Here is a 16,191-nt window from a genome sequence, read left to right as displayed (position 1 = left end):
CGATGTATCGAACCGATACATCGCACGTTAGTCGCTCGCCCCGATCAGGGCAAACCCCGAAAACGAGGTGCTCCGACTACGGATAGTCACCCCGGTCGCCTCGTTCGGCCGGAGCGCGTACCCTTCTCCGCATGCGTACGCAGCGCCAGGTTGTCGACTACTCGCTTCGGAAGCGAGCGGTGCTGCGTGAGCTCCTGGCCGGCCGGGTCGGCACGTACGACGTTTGCGACGCCTCGCCGTACCTCAAGAACGCAGCTCGGTTCCATGGTGAGCCGACCGACGAGCGCTGCCCGATCTGCCGGAGCGAGAACCTCATCCACGTCCACTACATTTACGGCGACGAACTCAAGCAGTCCGCCGGTCAGGCCCGCACACTGGCGGAGCTGCCGGTGCTGGCGATGACGCTACGTGAGTTCCAGGTCTTTGTGGTGGAGGTGTGCCTCGGCTGTGACTGGAACCATCTCGTCGAGCAGTACCTGCTCGGCCGGGACGGCTTGGCCGAGGGCGGGTCGGAGGGCGACGCGGTGGGTGGCGACGTGTCCGGCACGGTACGGCGAAGGCGAGAGGCCCAACGGTGAGTCCAAACCGGCCGCCCGGTCCCGGCGTCGCACAGGAGCGCCAGGACGGACGACGGTGATTGGTCTGATAAGCCCGATTAATCGGGAAACGGTGTTGCGCGTCCGGCACTCGTGTGTCTTGGAGACGCGTGAATCGGCTCACGGCAACCCGGTGGTGGCGCAGTGGTGCCCCATCGCGACCGGCAGGGTGTGAGGAATGAACTCGTACGGCGATCCCAGTTCGCGTGGGCGGGCCCAGATCCCGAATCCGAGCGGAGACCCCGGACGGGGGGCGGACGGCTCATACCACCGCCCCGGCGAGGACGCGCGCGGAAACGGCTGGTCGGGCCAGGAGGCCTCGGCCTCGGCCGGACGTGCGTCGGTGGCGTCCCGCGGCACCGGCTCGGGCGGGCGCGCATCCGTCCCGTCGCGTGGCGGCGCTTCCGGTGCGGCGTCCGTCGGTTCCGCTTCGGTCGGTTCGGCGGCTGTCGGCTCGGCATCCGCCGGTGGCCCCGGACGGGCGTCGGTGCCGGTCTCGCCGGCCCCGGGCGGTGCGTCCGGACGCGCGGGCGCGGGCCGGGCCTCGGTTCCGGTCTCCCCGGCCGGTCCGGCCGGTCGCGCCTCCGTCGGTGCCGCGGCAGTGGGCGCGGCCTCCGCCGGACGGGCCAGTGTCGGATCCGCATCGGTCGGCGGTCGTGCCTCGGTGGCCCGAGCGAGCGTCTCGCCGGGCGCCGGCGGGCCCGGTGGCCCCGGCGGACCCACCGGACCGCGTCGCGGTCGCGGTGCGGGTGACCCGGCCGGCGCGGCGCGGGCGAAGAAGCGCAAGCGGATGAACTTCATCATCGCCGGGTTCGCGGTTTTCATCATGCTCGCCGGCATCGGCGTCGTCGGCATCACCTACTACTCGACCAACGTCGTGCTGCCGCAGCAGGTGCCGCTGCCGCTATCCACGACGGTCTACATGAGCGACAACAAGACGCCGATCGCCAAACTCGGCGAGGAGAACCGGCAGCTCGTGAAGATCGACCAGATCCCGCAGTACGTCCGGGACGCGGTCGCCTCCGCCGAGGACCGAAACTTCTACGAGCACTCCGGTGTCGACTACAAGGGCATCGTCCGGGCCGCGTGGAACAACCTCACCGGCGGCGACAAACAGGGTGCCTCCACGATCACCCAGCAGTACGCCCGCAATGCGTACGAGAACCTTCAGGACGACACGTACGCCCGGAAGGTGAAGGAGGCGATCTTCGCCTCGAAGCTGAACGACCAGTTCAGCAAAGACCAGATCATGGAGCACTACCTCAACGTCATCTACTTCGGCCGCGGGGCGTACGGAGTCGAGGCGGCGGCGCAGACCTACTTCGGCAAATCGGTCAGCAAGGTGACCCCAGCCGAGGGCGCCGTGCTCGCGGCTCTGATCAAGCAGCCGGAGGCCAGCGAGACGCACAGGGGCTACGACCCGGCGGTCAACCCGACCGACGCCAAGAGCCGTTGGGGCTACGTCATCAACGGGATGATCGAAAAGGGCTGGCTGAACGCTGAGGGCAAGCCGCCAGCACCGACCGAGTACCCGAAGGTGCTGCCGCCGAAGAAGGGCGGCGCGGGTTTCGGCGTCGACACGCCGCGCGGAAACGTGATCAACTACGTCCGGCAGGAGATGGATGCCATGGGCATCTGCTCCGACAGCGGCGCGGACGGAAAACCGAGCTGCGTGGATGAGTTGCGGGACGGCGGCTACCGCATCACGACCACGATCAACCCGAAGATGCAGACTGCTGCCGAGAACGCCGCGCGGCAGTCGGTGAAGGGCTCGGAGCTCTACGGTCAGCCGAAGAACCTGATGGCGGCGGTGGTGTCCATCGAGCCGAAGACCGGCCGGGTGCTCGCCTACTACGGCGGTGACAGCGGCGCCGACTTCGACTACGCCGGCAAGAACATCGACAAGAACGGCGATCTCACCGGCGGGCACCCGCCGGGCTCGTCGATGAAGGTCTACACGTTGGCGGCCGCGATCGACGATGGTATCTCGGTGAAGTCGCACTGGGACGCGACGCCGTTCGTTCCCGAAGGCGAGCCCGAAAAGAACGAGATCGGCAACGCCGGCCGCGGCGACGGCATTTGCCACAAGTGGTGCACCCTCCAGGTCTCCACCGTCCAGTCGTACAATGTGCCGTTCTACTGGGTGGCAGACAAGATCGGCGCGGACAAGGTCGTCAACATGGCCAAGCAGGCCGGCGTGACCACCATGTGGGGCGTCGACCCGCCGCGCGCCTACGACCTGTCGAAGAAGGAGCAGGACCCGTTCGACAACCGGACCGGGTTCGGCAAGTACCCGATCACCGTGCTGGACCACGCCAACGGCATGGCGACGTTCGCCAACGACGGCAAGTACATCAAGGCGCACTTCATCCTCAGGATCCAGAAGCAGAACCGGGACACCGGCAAGTGGGTCAACGTGCCCGGCACCGGTGAGCAGATCAAGCCGCAGCAGCGGATCAAGCCGGAGGTCGCCAAGGAGGTGACCGCGGTGCTCAAGGAGATCCCGGGCAAGAACAACGCGTCGCTCGACGGCGGCCGCGAAGCCGCCGGGAAGACCGGCACCTGGGAGTACGACGGCGACGACAACGCGCACGCCTGGATGGTCGGCTACACCCCGCAGGTCGCGACCGCGGTCTGGGTGGGCAGCCGTGACCCGAAGAAACCCGAGATCCGGCTCAAGGGCGGCAAGGACATCGGCGGCTCCACGCTGCCCGGCCCGATCTGGAAGCGATTCATGGACGCCGCGCTCAAGGGCAAGGACAAGCTGGACCTGCCGAGCGTCACCGGCATGGGCGACGACAAGGTTGGCAACGGGGTCGAGCCCGCGCCGCCGCCCACCCAGCAGCCGCCGCCGTGCGCCGACCCGTTTGGTGTGCTGTGCCCGCCGAACGGCGGAGGCAACCCTGGCGGGGGCAACCCTGGCGGCGAACCCGGGGGCGGCGGACCTGGGGGCGGCAATCCGCTGTTCCCCGGCGGCGGTGGCCGTGGCGGTGGCCTGCTACCGAGCACACCGCCTGAGGAAAACTGATCCCAACCTTCGACGCCGCCGGCGGCCGGACACATGTCCGGCCGCCGGCGGCGTTTCGCGTACCAGCGGCTCCGGCCCGTGACGGGACGTGGGACCCGTACGTACGGCAGGATGCCTCTTCATGAGCACCAAGTCGACGCCCGGCCTCGGCGATGCCCGCACCAGTGACCACCCGTCCCGCTCCGACGGGTTCGTCCGGGGAGTCTCCGGGCTCATCGGCGGCCCGCTGGGCGACCACGCCGTGGCCCTCGACCGGCCGGCCGGCCGCGAACGGCGGTTCTGGACGGCGGCGCGGATCGTCCTGGCCCTCGTCTGCCTGACGTTGGCGTTGCACTGGGTGCAGAAATCCCCCTGCCAGGACGGCGCCTGGCAGAACAACGTGCAGTACACGCGGTTCTGCTACACCGACGTGCTCGCCCTCTACTACGCCGAAGGGCTGAACGAGGGCAAGGTGCCCTACCGGGACCACCCCGTCGAGTACCCGGTGCTGACCGGGTACTTCATGGGCGCGCTCGGTCTGCCGGTGCACGCCCTCGGGAACGAGGACCCCGGCATCAACCAGGGCCAGTGGTTCTACAACCTGAACGCGCTGGTGCTCGGCGCGCTCGCCGTGGCCACTGTCGCGGTGATCCTGGCACTGCGCCGCCGACGACCCTGGGACGCCGCGCTCTTCGCACTGTCGCCGGCTCTGGTGCTCACCGCCACGGTGAACTGGGACCTGCTCGCCATCGGGATCGCCGCGTTCGGCCTGCTCGCCTGGGCCCGGCGAAGGCCCGTGCTGGCCGGCGCGCTGCTCGGGCTGGCCGGCGCGGCCAAATTATGGCCACTCTTCCTGTTCTGGCCGCTGCTGCTGCTCGCCCTGCGGGCGAGACGGCTGCGCGCGGCGCTCATCGCCATCGCGGCGGGCGTGGTGGCGCTGGTGGCGGTGAACCTGCCGGCCGCGGTGCCGTACTGGGAGAACTGGGACCGCTTCTTCGAACTGAACAGCACCCGTCCCATCGACTGGGGCACCCTCTGGTACATCGGCCGCTACCTGGACGGCAAGGTCGGCGGCCAGGGCCCGTTCGAGTGGTTGAACGGCAACATCCCGACGCTCAACCTGCTCTCGTACGCCCTGTTCGTGTTGGTCTGCCTCGGGGTGGCCGCCCTGGCCCTGCTGGCACCACGCCGTCCCCGGCTGGCGCAGCTCGCGTTCCTCGTGGTCGCCGCCTTCCTGATCTTCAGCAAGGTGTGGTCCCAGCAGTTCGTGCTCTGGCTGCTGCCGCTCGCCGTGCTCGCCCGGCCGCGCTGGGGCGCCTTCCTCGCCTGGCAGTTGGCCGAGGTCTGCTACTTCGCGGCGTTCTACGGTGAACTGCTCGGCGCCTCGACCGGGCGGGCCGTCTTCCCGGAGGGCGTGTTCGTGCTGGCCGCCAGCCTGCGGCTGGTCACCGTGGTGGTGCTCTGCGGGCTGATCGTGCGCGACATCCTCCGGCCCGAGCGCGACGCGGTCCGGGCCACGTACGCCGACGACCCGGACGGCGGGGTGCTCGACGGCGCCCCGGACGCGCCATGGCTGGACCGGTGGCGGCGGCGCGAGGTGCTGCCCTCCGCGCCGCTACCGGCCGCCGGTTGAGCCCGGCCCGCCCGTTGCCAGGCCGGTGGGCAGGTTGGTAGGTAGTCCGGTCGGCAGCCCCGTCGGCAGCCCCGTTGGAAGGTTCGTCGGCAGCCCTGTCGGGAGGTTCGTCGGCAGCCCCGTCGGGAGGTTCGTCGGGAGTCCGGGCTGGCTCGGCTGGGTCGGTTGGGGTTGGCCGGCGGCCGGTGGCTCCCCCGGCGAGAGCCGGTAGACCACCGCGTCGCCCATCTCCTCCCGCGTGATGCCGAGCCAGTCCACGGGACTGTCGACGGACATCTCCCACGGAGTGCCGGCGATCTGGTCGCGCAACAGCACCACGTTGCGTACGCCCAGCGTGCGCAGGTAGTCGACGCTGGTCTGGTCGGGGAACGTCTGGGTCACCCGCCGGACTTCGTCCAACTGCTCAGGGGTGAAGCCACTGCCCCCGTTCACGACGTCCTGGAAGTGCGTGGTGGACCAGAGCATGACGTGCTGGTCGAGGCTCTGATTGCTCGGTAGGACGAGCATCGGGCCGTCGACCAGGCGCATGGCGGCCGGCTGGGTCGGGGCCACCGGGTGTGGCGTGGTGTTCAGACCTTCGGCCGCCACCAGCAGCAACGGCAGCAGGGTGGCCAGCCGCAGCCATGGGCCGGGCCAGGACGGGATCCGCTGCCTGGCAAGGTCGTACACCCGTTCCGTGAGAGCCGTGACCGCGCCGGCCGCCAGCAGGCAGAGCAGCAGCGTGGTCCAGAGCATCAGCCGGCCCGGCGTACGCAGCCCGTTCCAGCCGGGCAGGTGCTCGAACAGCGGCACGTAGGTCCAGGTACCGCCGAAGAAGCGGGTGCCCATGGCGAGCACCATCGTGCCCAGCACACCGGCGAGCAGCAGCAGGCGGTGCCGCAGCTTCCAGACCGAGAACAAGAGGCCGCCCGCGGCCAGGGCATAGAGCACGAAGCCGGGTAGCAGCGTCATCTCCGGATGCCAGGGCAGTGCCGCTCGCGCCCCCTCGTGCAGCCCACCCCAGATCCGCGACTCCGCCGGCGCGGTGACGAAGCCGGTGGCGGGCGGCGAGAAGAGAGCGATGTCGCCGATCGACCGTTCGGCGTTCGAGTGCAGCTCGGTCACCTTGAAGTAGGGGATCGCCATCAGCACGCCGACACCGGCGAAGAGCGCTCCGCCGACGAGGTCGGCGACGAACAGCCGGGTACCGAACGGCCGCCGTACCGCCCAGAACCAGGTCCGCCGGACGTACCAGATGACCGCGGTGACGAGCACCGTGGCTCCGAGGAAGTACGCGAACGGCAGTCCGATGCCGAAGCCGAGGCTCAGCTGCCAGGCCGCCACGAGCCAGCCGACGTAGACCCAGCCGTCGTGTCGTAGCTCGGGCCGGTAACCGTGCCGGAGCGACCAGCCGTGGCCCCGAGCCAGCATGGCGAGCGCCAGCGGAATGCCGCCGTTGGAGAGCACGTGCAGGTGGCCGGCCTGGGACAGCAGCCAGGGGGCGTACGCGTAGGCCACCCCGGCCACCGCCGCGCCCGTGCGCCCCGAGCCGAGTTGCCGTGCCAGCGAGTACGCCCCGAACGTGGCGAGCGCGTGCGCCAGCACGAACATGATGTTGTAGCGGAGGACGGCGGCCTCGGGGCCGGTGCCGATCATGCCCGCCGGGGCGTAGCCGAGCAGCGTGTCGGAGAACGCGAAGCTCCACACTTCGGGGAAAAAGCTGTTGGACTGCCACAGCTGGGCCGGGTTGGCCAGCAGGATGTGCCCGGACCAGGCCATCTGCCAGGCCTGCAGGCTCGGATCCCAGGTGTCCTGCGGCAGCGTGTAGAGCGGGTAGCGCAGCGTCGGCCACGTCATCAGCACCGCGAGGGCGAGCGCCCCGAGGGTCGCCAGTGTCCACTCGTGGATCAGGAAGCGCCCGACTGCGCGCACCGCTCGGCGCGGTCGGCTCGGCACCGTCTCCGGCGCGGGCCCGAAGGCGCTCCACGGGTCCTTGGCCTCCTCGGCCGTCGCGCCCGCCTTCGCGTCGCCCGCCTTCGCGTCGCCGGCCTTCTTGTCTGGGCTCGCAGTCGAGGCCGGTGGGTCCGAGGAGGCGCGCGTGTCCGCGACAGCGGTGTCGTCCGTCGGCCGGTCGCCTGCCTTCTTGTCCGCGTCCGCGACGGCGGCCTTGTCCTTCGCCGGGTCGCCCGCCTCGCTCCCGGCACCGGAGTCGGCGCTCGTGCCGGTCTTCCCCTCGGCGCCGGCCTTACCGGGCGTGCCAATCCCCTCGGCGCTGCCGAGCGCGTCGGCCTTGTCGGCGGCCTTGCCGTTCGCGGCGGTTCCGCGGTCCGCGTCGGCCTTGTCGGCGGCGGTCAGGTCGTTCGTACCGGCTTCGGGGGCACCGGAGGTCGTTCCGGTGACGGAGGTCGAGCCGGTGGCGGTGGGCTCGGCCGTGGCAGTCCCCGTGTCACCTGCGGTCGTCCCGGCCGCCCCGCCTGTTCTACGTGCGGTCCCGTCCCCGTTGTCGGCCGCGCCCGTGCGGCCGTTCCCCGTTCCGGCACCGCCTGCCGGGCGGGGCGCGGAGCCGCTCGTGGGTCGCTGGCTGTCGCCGGTCGGCGCGGGCACGCCACCGGTCTCCGACTGTCCGGTCGTCATGCCGCGGGACGCTCCGTCCCGAGCTGCTCACGAAGGAAGGCGATGTCCTCGGCCTGGCCGGCCGCACCGCCGGGAGTCTCCACGACCACCGGCGCTCCGGCCGCCCGGATCACCGCCACTACCAGGTCGGGGTCGATCGTGCCGCCTCCGAGGTTGTCGTGCCGGTCCTGGCCGGAGCCGAAGCTTCCCTTGGAGTTGTTGGCGTGTACCAGGTCGATCCGTCCGGTGATCGCCTTGACCCGGTCGACCAGGCCCAACAGCTCCTCACCGCCGGCGTGCGCGTGGCAGGTGTCCAGGCAGAAGCCCACGTCGTAGTCGGCGACGGCGTCCCAGAGCCGGGCGAGCGCGTCGAGCCGGCGCGCGCAGGCGTTCTCGCCACCGGCCGTGTTCTCGATCAACACCGGCACCTTGAACCCGCCCGACTCCGCCGCGTACGCGAAGGTCTTGCGCCAGTTGTCGAAGCCGACCGCCAGGTCGTCACCGGAGTTGACGTGCCCACCGTGTACGACGAGCCCCTTCGCGCCGACCTCGGCGGCCGCACTGGCATGGGCGAGCAGCAGCTTGCGGCTGGGAATCCGGATCCGGTTGTTGAGGGTCGCCACGTTGATGACGTACGGCGCGTGCACGTAGACGTCGACCTCGGCGCTGCGCAGCCGTTCGGCGTCCTCCCGGGACTTCGGGGCCTTCCATCCCTGAGGGTCGGAGAGGAAGAACTGCACGGCGTCGGCTTCTCGAGCGGACGCCTCAGCGAGCGGGTCGGTCGAATCGACGTGGGCTCCGATACGCATGCAGGCGAGCCTACGTCGAGCATCCGACGCGGGGAATCACGGCGGGAGCGAGTCGGTGCCGGGCGTCGTCACCCGAGGGGCCGGCGGTCGTTGATGAGGTGGGAGGGAAGGTTGCGGACCCGCAGCCCCGGCCCGTCGGCCCGCCGCCGGTGGAGACCCGGACCGCGACGGGCGACGACCCACCTTCCCTGGTGCGGGGCTCCCTCGTCATGCGGCCCGGCGTGGCGGGGGTTTGCCCCGAGCGAAGACGGAAGCATCGGAAATTCGCCGAATATTGTGCCAATCCCCCCAACAAGTGACGAGAGCCGTTGTATCGTCAGGTAACAACACGATAAAGCTCCGCGGGGCGTCTCCGGTCCAACCTCATCGGTGTGGTCGTTCCTCCCCAGGTCCCACCCAAGGAATGCGGACGGGACGCCCCGCGGCCTCGTTGACGGGGCCCGCTGCCAGCCTGGTGCTCGGCGCGGGCCCCGTCGCCGTGCCGTCCCGGCCGCCGCGGGGCGATGCCGGTCGGCCGGGCCGGGTGCGGAGCACGCGGCTTGGTCCGGGTCGTGCTGGTCGGGTACGTCGCCGAGCATGCGACGAGCGCCAGCGGCGACTTCGGCTCGACGGCGTACTACCACCCCGGGCTTGATCGTCCGGACCGGGTATCCTGGTCCGGTTGTCCGCGTCCGGGCGGGTTCCCCCGATCCCGGAGCGGTCCACGACGCACGACCTCCTGCCACGGAAGGACCGTGGCCGCTTAGCCCACAGGAGGTGAGCACGTCTTGCGTCATTACGAGATCATGGTGATCCTCGACCCCAGCCTCGAGGAGCGCACCGTCGCCCCGTCGCTCGACACGTACCTGAACGTGATCCGGACTGCGGGTGGCTCGGTGGAGAAGACCGACGTGTGGGGCCGCCGGCGCCTCGCGTACGAGATCAACAAGAAGGCCGAGGGCATCTACGCCGTCATCGACCTGCAGGCGACGCCTGCGGCGGTGGCCGAGCTGGACCGTCAGCTGCGACTCAACGAGTCCGTGCTGCGCACCAAGGTCATCCGGCCGGAAATGCGCTGAGCGTATCCAACCCGGTTCGCCCGGATCAGCCTCATCCACGCTGTCGTACGGCTCTGAGAGCCTGTACGACGAGACGATGAGTGCGCGAGGAGATGGTCATGGCAGGAGACACCACCATCACGGTCATCGGCAACCTGACCGATGACCCCGAGTTGCGGTTCACCCCCTCCGGGGCGGCGGTCGCCAAGTTCCGCGTCGCCTCGACGCCCCGGTTCATGGATCGGGCGTCCGGCGAGTGGAAGGACGGCGAGCCGTTGTTCCTCGCGTGCACCGTCTGGCGTCAAGCCGCCGAGCACGTCGCCGAGTCGCTCCAGCGGGGCGCCCGAGTGATCGTGTCGGGCCGGCTGCGCCAGCGGTCCTACGAGACCCGCGAGGGCGAGAAGCGCACCGTCATCGAGCTCGAGGTCGACGAGATCGGCCCGTCGCTGCGCTACGCCACGGCGAAGGTGCAGAAGATGGCCCGCTCCGGCGGCAGTGGCGGCGGCTTCGGCGGCGGTGGTGGCGGTGGTAACCAGGGCGGCGGAGGCAACTTCGACGACCCCTGGGCTTCGGCTGCGCCCGCTCCCTCGCGTTCCGGTTCGGGCGGCGGATCTTTTGATGAGGAGCCCCCGTTCTAATGGCGCCGAGCGCCCGTGATCGCAAACCAGGAGCAAGAGCAATGGCCAAGGCTGCGGCACTTCGCAAGCCGAAGAAGAAGGTGAACCCGCTCGACAAGGACGGGATCACCTACATCGACTACAAGGACACCGCGCTGCTGCGGAAGTTCATCTCCGACCGCGGCAAGATCCGCGCTCGGCGGGTGACCGGCGTGACCTCGCAGCAGCAGCGGCAGATCGCCCGTGCGGTCAAGAACGCCCGTGAGATGGCGCTCCTGCCGTACACGGCCACCACCCGCTGAGAGGAGGCGCCGAAATGAAGATCATCCTTACCCAGGAGGTTTCCGGCCTCGGTGCCCCTGGCGACATCGTCGAGGTGAAGGACGGCTACGGCCGTAACTACCTGCTGCCGCAGGGCTTCGCGATCGCCTGGACCAAGGGCGCGGAGAAGCAGGTCACCCTGATCAAGCGGGCCCGCTCGGCCCGGGAGATCCGCGACCTCGGCCACGCCAACGAGGTGAAGGGCCAGCTCGAAGGCCTGAAGGTCAGCCTCAAGGCCCGTGCCGGCGACGGCGGGCGACTCTTCGGCTCGGTCACCCCGGCCGAGATCGTCGACGCGGTCAAGGCCGCCGGCGGTCCGGCCCTCGACCGGCGTCGTCTCGAGGTGCCCGGTCACATCAAGTCGACCGGCGCCTACCCGGTGCGGATCAAGCTGCACCCGGAGGTTACGGCTTCGTTCAACCTGAACGTTGTCGCGGCCTGACGCGCCAAGCACCACGACCAGGGCCCGCACCGAGTGATCGGTGCGGGCCCTGGCCTTTGAGACCGTTACCCCGCCGCGGCTCACCCGCGCACCCTCGACTCGCTAGTGAGGCCGGCGGAGGCGGTGCAGCGGCGAGCCGGCCGAGGCGGTCAGCCGATCGGCTGACCCGTCACGGCGCTGATCAGCACCGTCGACAGGCCGCCACCCACGACCGCCGAGGCGAGCGCGACAGTCGTGGAGCGCCAGGTCGTCCCGACCTTTCGCAGCAGGGCCGCGACGACCAGGCTGCTGGCCAGCGCCACGCCGTAGCGGGGCGCGCCGGCGATCAGCGAGCCGAGCGCATGCGCCCGGGGTGAGTCACAGCCGCCGCCGGTGATGTCGGTGACGCAGCCGGCCGGTGGCTGCGCATCGAGGGTCAGCAACCAGGCGAAGACCACGACGGCGGGGATCAGGTAGCACGCCATGGTGTAGAGCAGCGGCCGGAGCGTCCCGCCCGGATCCAGGTCGAGCAGGTCGTCCTCGAGGCGCCGCGTCCAGTCGCTCGACGCGACCGTGTCGATTCGAAGGCGCGGCGGCGTTCGCCCCGTGCCTCGGGGTGCGCCAATGGGATCGGTACGCCGCCGGCTCCGCTGTTCCCAGCGGCCGATGCCTTCCGGCTGCTCCCACTGGCCGGTGCCGTGCCCACGGTCACCGCCCACCGCCGGCCACGCATGCACTCCCGAGGCGTCCCACGGGTCCACCTCGACCGCCGCCGGGAGGGCGTGTGTCCCGGACGCATCCCACGGGTCGACCGCCGGCTGGTACGTCGGCTCCGCCTCCTCGCCGTGTCGTGCCGTCCGGTCCCACCCGTCGACGGCGGGCCGCGGTTTCCCGCCCGCCGCCCGCCGCGCCCGTTGGCCGGGTCGGTCCCGTTCCCGAGGCGCCGTGGGCTCCTCCGTCGAGAACTCCTCGCCCCCGGACCAGATCACCGGAGGCCGTTCGGCCGATGATCGTCGAGGTCTGCGCGCCGCGATCGAGCTGGGGAACGACCCCTCGTCCGCCGGGTCGGCGCGCCGGCGGCCCACGTAGCCCTGCTCCTGCGGGCGGTCGAACGTCCACTCGGCGGTGTGCTCCGAGTCGCGAGACGGCACCTCTCGCCAATTGGTCTCGTGCGCCCGTCGCCGGCTGCCGGCGCGGTCGGTGCGCCAACCTCCACCGGAGCTCGGCCATACCGAGTCGTCACCGTCGTCCGGTGCGGCATGGCGCCCGCCGCCGTCCGGCCGGCGGATTCCGGAGTCGATCGCCCACCGCGGCAGGTAGGCGTCGACGGGCTCGTCCTGATCCCGGTCCCGCGCCTGGCGACGGCTGGGCGTACGCGGACGTTCACGGGGAAGGTATGGATCGGCCGGGGCGGGTGCGACAGCTTCGTGCCACGAGGCGACCGGCTCACGCGCGTGCGGGCTGCCCTCCCCGCGTCCCCAGTCCCGGTGACTCACGGCCGGAGCGTGACCCTTCTCAACCGTTGGCGCAGTCCGCGGCCCAGGTGTAGCCGTCCGGTGGAGATGGTACGGGACGGCAGGTGTGCCGATCCGACCGAAAACTTCTCGTCCACAGCCTGGGGATCGCATAATCCCAGCTCACATCGGGTGAGTGGGCGAATTCCCCAACAGTTGTCCACAGCCTGTGCACACGCTGCGCACATGCCCGCCCTTCGGCGTCCACAGGTTGTCCCGAGGCTCGTCCACCGCCGGTGTTGAGTCGCTGAGCTCGGGTTCCGTATCGTTGGCCCCCGACCACCCGTGCGATGACCCCCGATCGCCCGGCCCGGTCGGCAGGAGTGTCGCACCCGGACGGTGGAGCCGGTGCGAGGATCCGACGCAGCGGAGGGGGGAACCGTGTCGGTCACCGACGACAGGCGGGCGGAGCCGCGAGCCGAGCGGCAGCCCCAGGTGCCTACCCAGCAGGACGGCCAGTTCGAGCGCACCCCACCGCAGGACGTGGCCGCCGAGCAGTGCGTCCTCGGCGGCATGCTGCTCTCCAAGGACGCCATCGCCGACGTCGTCGAGATCCTGAAGAGCAACGACTTCTACCGGCCGGTGCACGCCACGATCTTCGACACGATCCTCGAGATCTACGGCCGGGGTGAGCCTGCCGACGCGATCACCGTCGCTGCGGCCCTGGCCGACTCCGGTGACCTGGCTCGCATCGGCGGTGCGCCCTACCTGCACACCTGCATGGCTGCCGTGCCGACCGCCGCCAACGCTGCCTACTACGCCCGCATCGTGAGCGAACGGGCCGTCCTCCGTCGACTGGTCGAGGCCGGCACCAAGATCGTGCAACTTGGCTACGGCACGGCGGCCGGCGGCAGCCGCGAGGTCGACGACATCGTCGACCTCGCCCAGCAGGCCGTGTACGACGTCACCGAGCGCCGGGTCAGCGAGGACTTCGCGGTACTGGCCGACATGCTCCAGCCGACGCTCGACGAGATCGAGGCGGTGGGCGCGCAGGGCGGAGTGATGACCGGTGTGCCGACCGGCTTCACCGATCTGGATCGCCTGCTCAACGGCCTGCACGGCGGGCAGCTGATCATCGTGGCCGGCCGACCCGGTCTGGGGAAGTCGACGGCGAGCATGGACTTCGCCCGGAACGCGGCTATCCGCGCCAACCAGGCGTCCGCGATCTTCTCGCTGGAAATGAGCAAGGTCGAGATCGTCATGCGACTGCTCTCGGCCGAGGCCCGCGTTCCGCTGCACGTGCTGCGTAGCGGCCAGCTCTCCGACGACGACTGGACCAAGCTTGCCCGTTGCATGGGCGAGATCAGTGAGGCCCCGCTCTTCGTCGACGACACACCGAGCATGAACCTCATGGAGATCCGGGCGAAGGCCCGTCGGCTCAAGCAGCGGCACGACCTGAAGCTGATCGTCGTCGACTATCTCCAGCTGATGACCTCACCGAAGCGCACCGAGAGCCGGCAGCAGGAGGTCGCGGACCTGTCCCGTGGCCTCAAGCTCCTGGCAAAGGAGGTCGAGTGCCCGGTGATCGCGGTCAGCCAGCTGAACCGTGGCCCGGAGCAGCGCACGGACAAGCGGCCGCAGCTGTCCGATCTGCGCGAATCCGGCTCGATCGAGCAGGACGCCGACGTGGTCATCCTGCTGCACCGTGACGACTACTACGACAAGGAGTCGCCGCGGGCGGGTGAGGCGGACTTCATCGTCGCCAAGCACCGGAACGGGCCGACCGACACGGTGACCGTCGCCGCGCAGCTGCACCTGTCGCGCTTCGTCGACATGGCGATCGTCTGACCGACCGTTCCGCCGGGCTCAGCCGAGCAGCGGGAAACGGTCGGCGAGGTCGTCCAGCTCCGACCGGTCCCGGTCGCTGAGCGGGAGCCGGCCCGTCGCCTTCAGGATGAACTCGTGCTCGTCCCAGCTCGCCGGGCGAGCAGCGACGTCGCTCAGCAGACCGTCCAGGGTGGCCATCGCGACCCGGGTGGCGAGCGGACCCGGCAGCGGCGCGTCTGGGAGGTCCAGCACCAGGTCGAGGTGGTGAACGACCGCCTCGGTCGTCAGGGTGGCGAGGAAATCGGGTACGCGCAGCACGTGACCCTGGGTATTGACGTACCCCGACGGGTCGGCTGCGGCTGCGGCGCGGGCTGCGGCGGGCGCCGTGTCACACCAGACCTGAACCACGCCGGCGGGCCGGTCGAAGGCGGCGGCGGACCGGCGGATCCAGCGGGAGTGCCGCGCCTCGGCGTCACCGCCGCTCCACGGTTTCGCCCGCCAGTAGCTCACATCGTCCACGTCGGCCGGCCCGGCAGCCGGGCTGGCCAGCGCCACCAGGGCCCGCTGCGCGTCGCAGAGCACGTGCAGGAGCAGGTCGTCGACGAGCCAGCCCCGGCACCGCGTCGGCCGCTGCAGGTCGTCGTCGGAGCGGCCCGCAACGGTCGCCGTGATGCCCTGGTACGCCTCGGCCAACGCCTCGTGCTGCCGGACGGTGCTCATGCGGACAGCTTCGCACGCACACCGCCGGCCCGCTGATCACGACCGGACGGCCGGCCCGCATCTGCCGGGCCGGCCGCCGAAGCCCTCTCGGGGCGGGCTCAGCCGAAGAAGTCGTCGAGGAAGCTCTTGTGCTTCTTCTTCCGGTAGTGCCCGTGGTAGCCGTGGTGCTGCTGCCCGTGGCCGTACGCCGGGGCCGGCGGGTAGCCGTGCGCGGGCGGCGGAGGCGGCGGCACGGCGCCGTAGCCGGGCTGGTGCGGGGCGGGTGGGGGCGGCGGGTAGCCGGCCGGCTGGTGGGCCGGCTGGGCGTGGCCACCCGCGCCGGCCGGAGCGGCGGCGGTCTGCTGGCGGTTCCAGTTCGCCTCCGCCTCGAACAGCTTCTCCAGCTCGCCGCGGTCGAGGAAGATGCCTCGGCACTCGCTGCACTGGTCGATGACGACGCCGCTGCGTTCGTACTGGCGCATTTCTCCGTGGCACTTGGGACAGGTGAGACTCATCACCCGAAGGTACCTGGTCAGGTCACGCAGTTGCCGTCAACGTCTGCACGACTTCCTCATCCTCCACCTCGTGGAAGTCCTCGTAGTAGGCGCTGACAGCGATGAACTCCGGGGGGCACTGCACGCAGACGACCTGGTCCGCCTCGGCGGCAAGCGTCTGCTTCGCCTCGCGGGAACCGACCGGCACGGCGACGATCACCCGCCGGGCACCGAGGTGACGGGCGACCTCGACGGCCGCGCGGGCCGTGGCACCGGTGGCCAGACCGTCGTCGACGATCACGGCGGTGCGACCGGCGAGGTCCAGCGGTGGACGCCCGGTGCGGTAGAGCGCTTCGCGGCGCTCCAGTTCGGCCTGCTCGCGACGGTTGGTCGCAGCGATGTCCTCCGGGCTGAGCTGGCTGGCCACGTGCTCGTTGAGCACCTGCACGCCGTCCGGGCCGAGCGCTCCGAACGCGACCTCGCGGGCCCAGGGCATGCCGAGCTTCCGGATCACCAGCACATCCAGTGGCGCGTCGAGTCGTTCGGCGACCACCTGAGCCACCGGTACGCCACCGCGTACGAGGCCGAGGACGATGACGTCCGGTTCGCCGATCAGTCCGGTGAGCTGGTCGGCGAGCATCCGGCCCGCCTCGGCGCGGTCGCGGTAGGTCGTCATGACTCAGG

Annotated in this window: 14 protein-coding genes; 8 read left to right on the top strand and 6 right to left on the bottom strand. The window is 70.6% G+C overall.

All coding sequences use genetic code 11. The annotated features are described in order from the left end of the window. Window positions 1-131 precede the first annotated feature (131 nt). The 3 genes from AB0F98_RS09480 to AB0F98_RS09470 all read left to right on the top strand — a co-directional run bounded on the left by AB0F98_RS09480 (window position 132) and on the right by AB0F98_RS09470 (window position 5,236). Window positions 132-578, top strand: coding sequence for a DUF5318 domain-containing protein (locus AB0F98_RS09480; RefSeq protein WP_076468456.1), 447 nt, complete (start codon window positions 132-134; stop codon window positions 576-578). 196 nt (window positions 579-774) lie between these two features. Beyond that, window positions 775-3,624, top strand: a complete 2,850-nt coding sequence (locus AB0F98_RS09475; RefSeq protein ID WP_357731350.1) for a transglycosylase domain-containing protein — start codon at window positions 775-777, stop codon at window positions 3,622-3,624. Between the two features lie 121 nt (window positions 3,625-3,745). Beyond that, entirely contained in the window at window positions 3,746-5,236 is a 1,491-nt protein-coding gene (locus AB0F98_RS09470; protein WP_357731346.1) for a glycosyltransferase 87 family protein, read from the top strand. Here the strand turns inward: AB0F98_RS09470 and AB0F98_RS09465 are convergent. Next, window positions 5,219-7,849: a PT domain-containing protein gene (locus AB0F98_RS09465; protein WP_357731342.1), complete on the bottom strand. Its 2,631-nt coding sequence runs from the start codon at window positions 7,847-7,849 to the stop codon at window positions 5,219-5,221. The genes AB0F98_RS09470 and AB0F98_RS09465 overlap by 18 nt on opposite strands. Continuing rightward, a complete protein-coding gene (locus tag AB0F98_RS09460; RefSeq protein WP_357731339.1) occupies window positions 7,846-8,637 on the bottom strand; it encodes a deoxyribonuclease IV in 792 nt (263 codons plus the stop codon). The genes AB0F98_RS09465 and AB0F98_RS09460 overlap by 4 nt, the downstream gene beginning before the upstream one ends. A gap of 767 nt (window positions 8,638-9,404) precedes the next feature. Between AB0F98_RS09460 and rpsF the strand changes: the two genes are divergently transcribed. The 4 genes from rpsF to rplI all read left to right on the top strand — a co-directional run bounded on the left by rpsF (window position 9,405) and on the right by rplI (window position 11,054). Beyond that, window positions 9,405-9,695, top strand: coding sequence for a 30S ribosomal protein S6 (rpsF, locus tag AB0F98_RS09455; RefSeq protein ID WP_076468436.1), 291 nt, complete (start codon window positions 9,405-9,407; stop codon window positions 9,693-9,695). A gap of 80 nt (window positions 9,696-9,775) precedes the next feature. Then, window positions 9,776-10,312 (top strand): single-stranded DNA-binding protein, encoded by a 537-nt coding sequence (locus AB0F98_RS09450; protein WP_357731336.1) that lies wholly within the window; start codon window positions 9,776-9,778, stop codon window positions 10,310-10,312. Between the two features lie 41 nt (window positions 10,313-10,353). Then, window positions 10,354-10,593 carry a 30S ribosomal protein S18 gene (gene rpsR, locus AB0F98_RS09445; RefSeq protein WP_013289355.1) on the top strand — a complete coding sequence of 80 codons (240 nt, stop codon included), beginning with the start codon at window positions 10,354-10,356 and terminating at the stop codon, window positions 10,591-10,593. A 14-nt stretch (window positions 10,594-10,607) separates the two neighbouring features. Further along, entirely contained in the window at window positions 10,608-11,054 is a 447-nt protein-coding gene (rplI, locus tag AB0F98_RS09440; protein WP_357731333.1) for a 50S ribosomal protein L9, read from the top strand. A gap of 149 nt (window positions 11,055-11,203) precedes the next feature. On the opposite strand, the gene AB0F98_RS09435 is transcribed toward rplI, so the two are convergent. Next, the gene (locus tag AB0F98_RS09435) at window positions 11,204-12,529 is read right to left on the bottom strand and encodes a hypothetical protein (protein WP_357731330.1); all 1,326 of its coding nucleotides are present in this window, start codon (window positions 12,527-12,529) and stop codon (window positions 11,204-11,206) included. Between the two features lie 399 nt (window positions 12,530-12,928). Between AB0F98_RS09435 and dnaB the strand changes: the two genes are divergently transcribed. Beyond that, entirely contained in the window at window positions 12,929-14,335 is a 1,407-nt protein-coding gene (gene dnaB / locus AB0F98_RS09430) for a replicative DNA helicase (protein WP_357731327.1), read from the top strand. Window positions 14,336-14,353: 18 nt separating this feature from the next. On the opposite strand, the gene AB0F98_RS09425 is transcribed toward dnaB, so the two are convergent. The 3 genes from AB0F98_RS09425 to AB0F98_RS09415 form a co-directional block, all read right to left on the bottom strand. After that, window positions 14,354-15,034 carry a maleylpyruvate isomerase N-terminal domain-containing protein gene (locus AB0F98_RS09425; RefSeq protein WP_357731324.1) on the bottom strand — a complete coding sequence of 227 codons (681 nt, stop codon included), beginning with the start codon at window positions 15,032-15,034 and terminating at the stop codon, window positions 14,354-14,356. A 98-nt stretch (window positions 15,035-15,132) separates the two neighbouring features. Further along, entirely contained in the window at window positions 15,133-15,531 is a 399-nt protein-coding gene (locus tag AB0F98_RS09420) for a zf-TFIIB domain-containing protein (protein WP_357731321.1), read from the bottom strand. 19 nt (window positions 15,532-15,550) lie between these two features. Next, a complete protein-coding gene (locus AB0F98_RS09415; protein ID WP_357731318.1) occupies window positions 15,551-16,183 on the bottom strand; it encodes a phosphoribosyltransferase family protein in 633 nt (210 codons plus the stop codon). Window positions 16,184-16,191 lie beyond the last annotated feature (8 nt).

This window comes from Micromonospora sp. NPDC023737, from assembly GCF_040639715.1.
Classification (GTDB): Bacteria; Actinomycetota; Actinomycetes; order Mycobacteriales; family Micromonosporaceae; genus Micromonospora.
The sequence above is the reverse complement of the archived record's forward strand: the minus strand, read 5'-3'. Positions and strand labels throughout refer to the sequence as shown.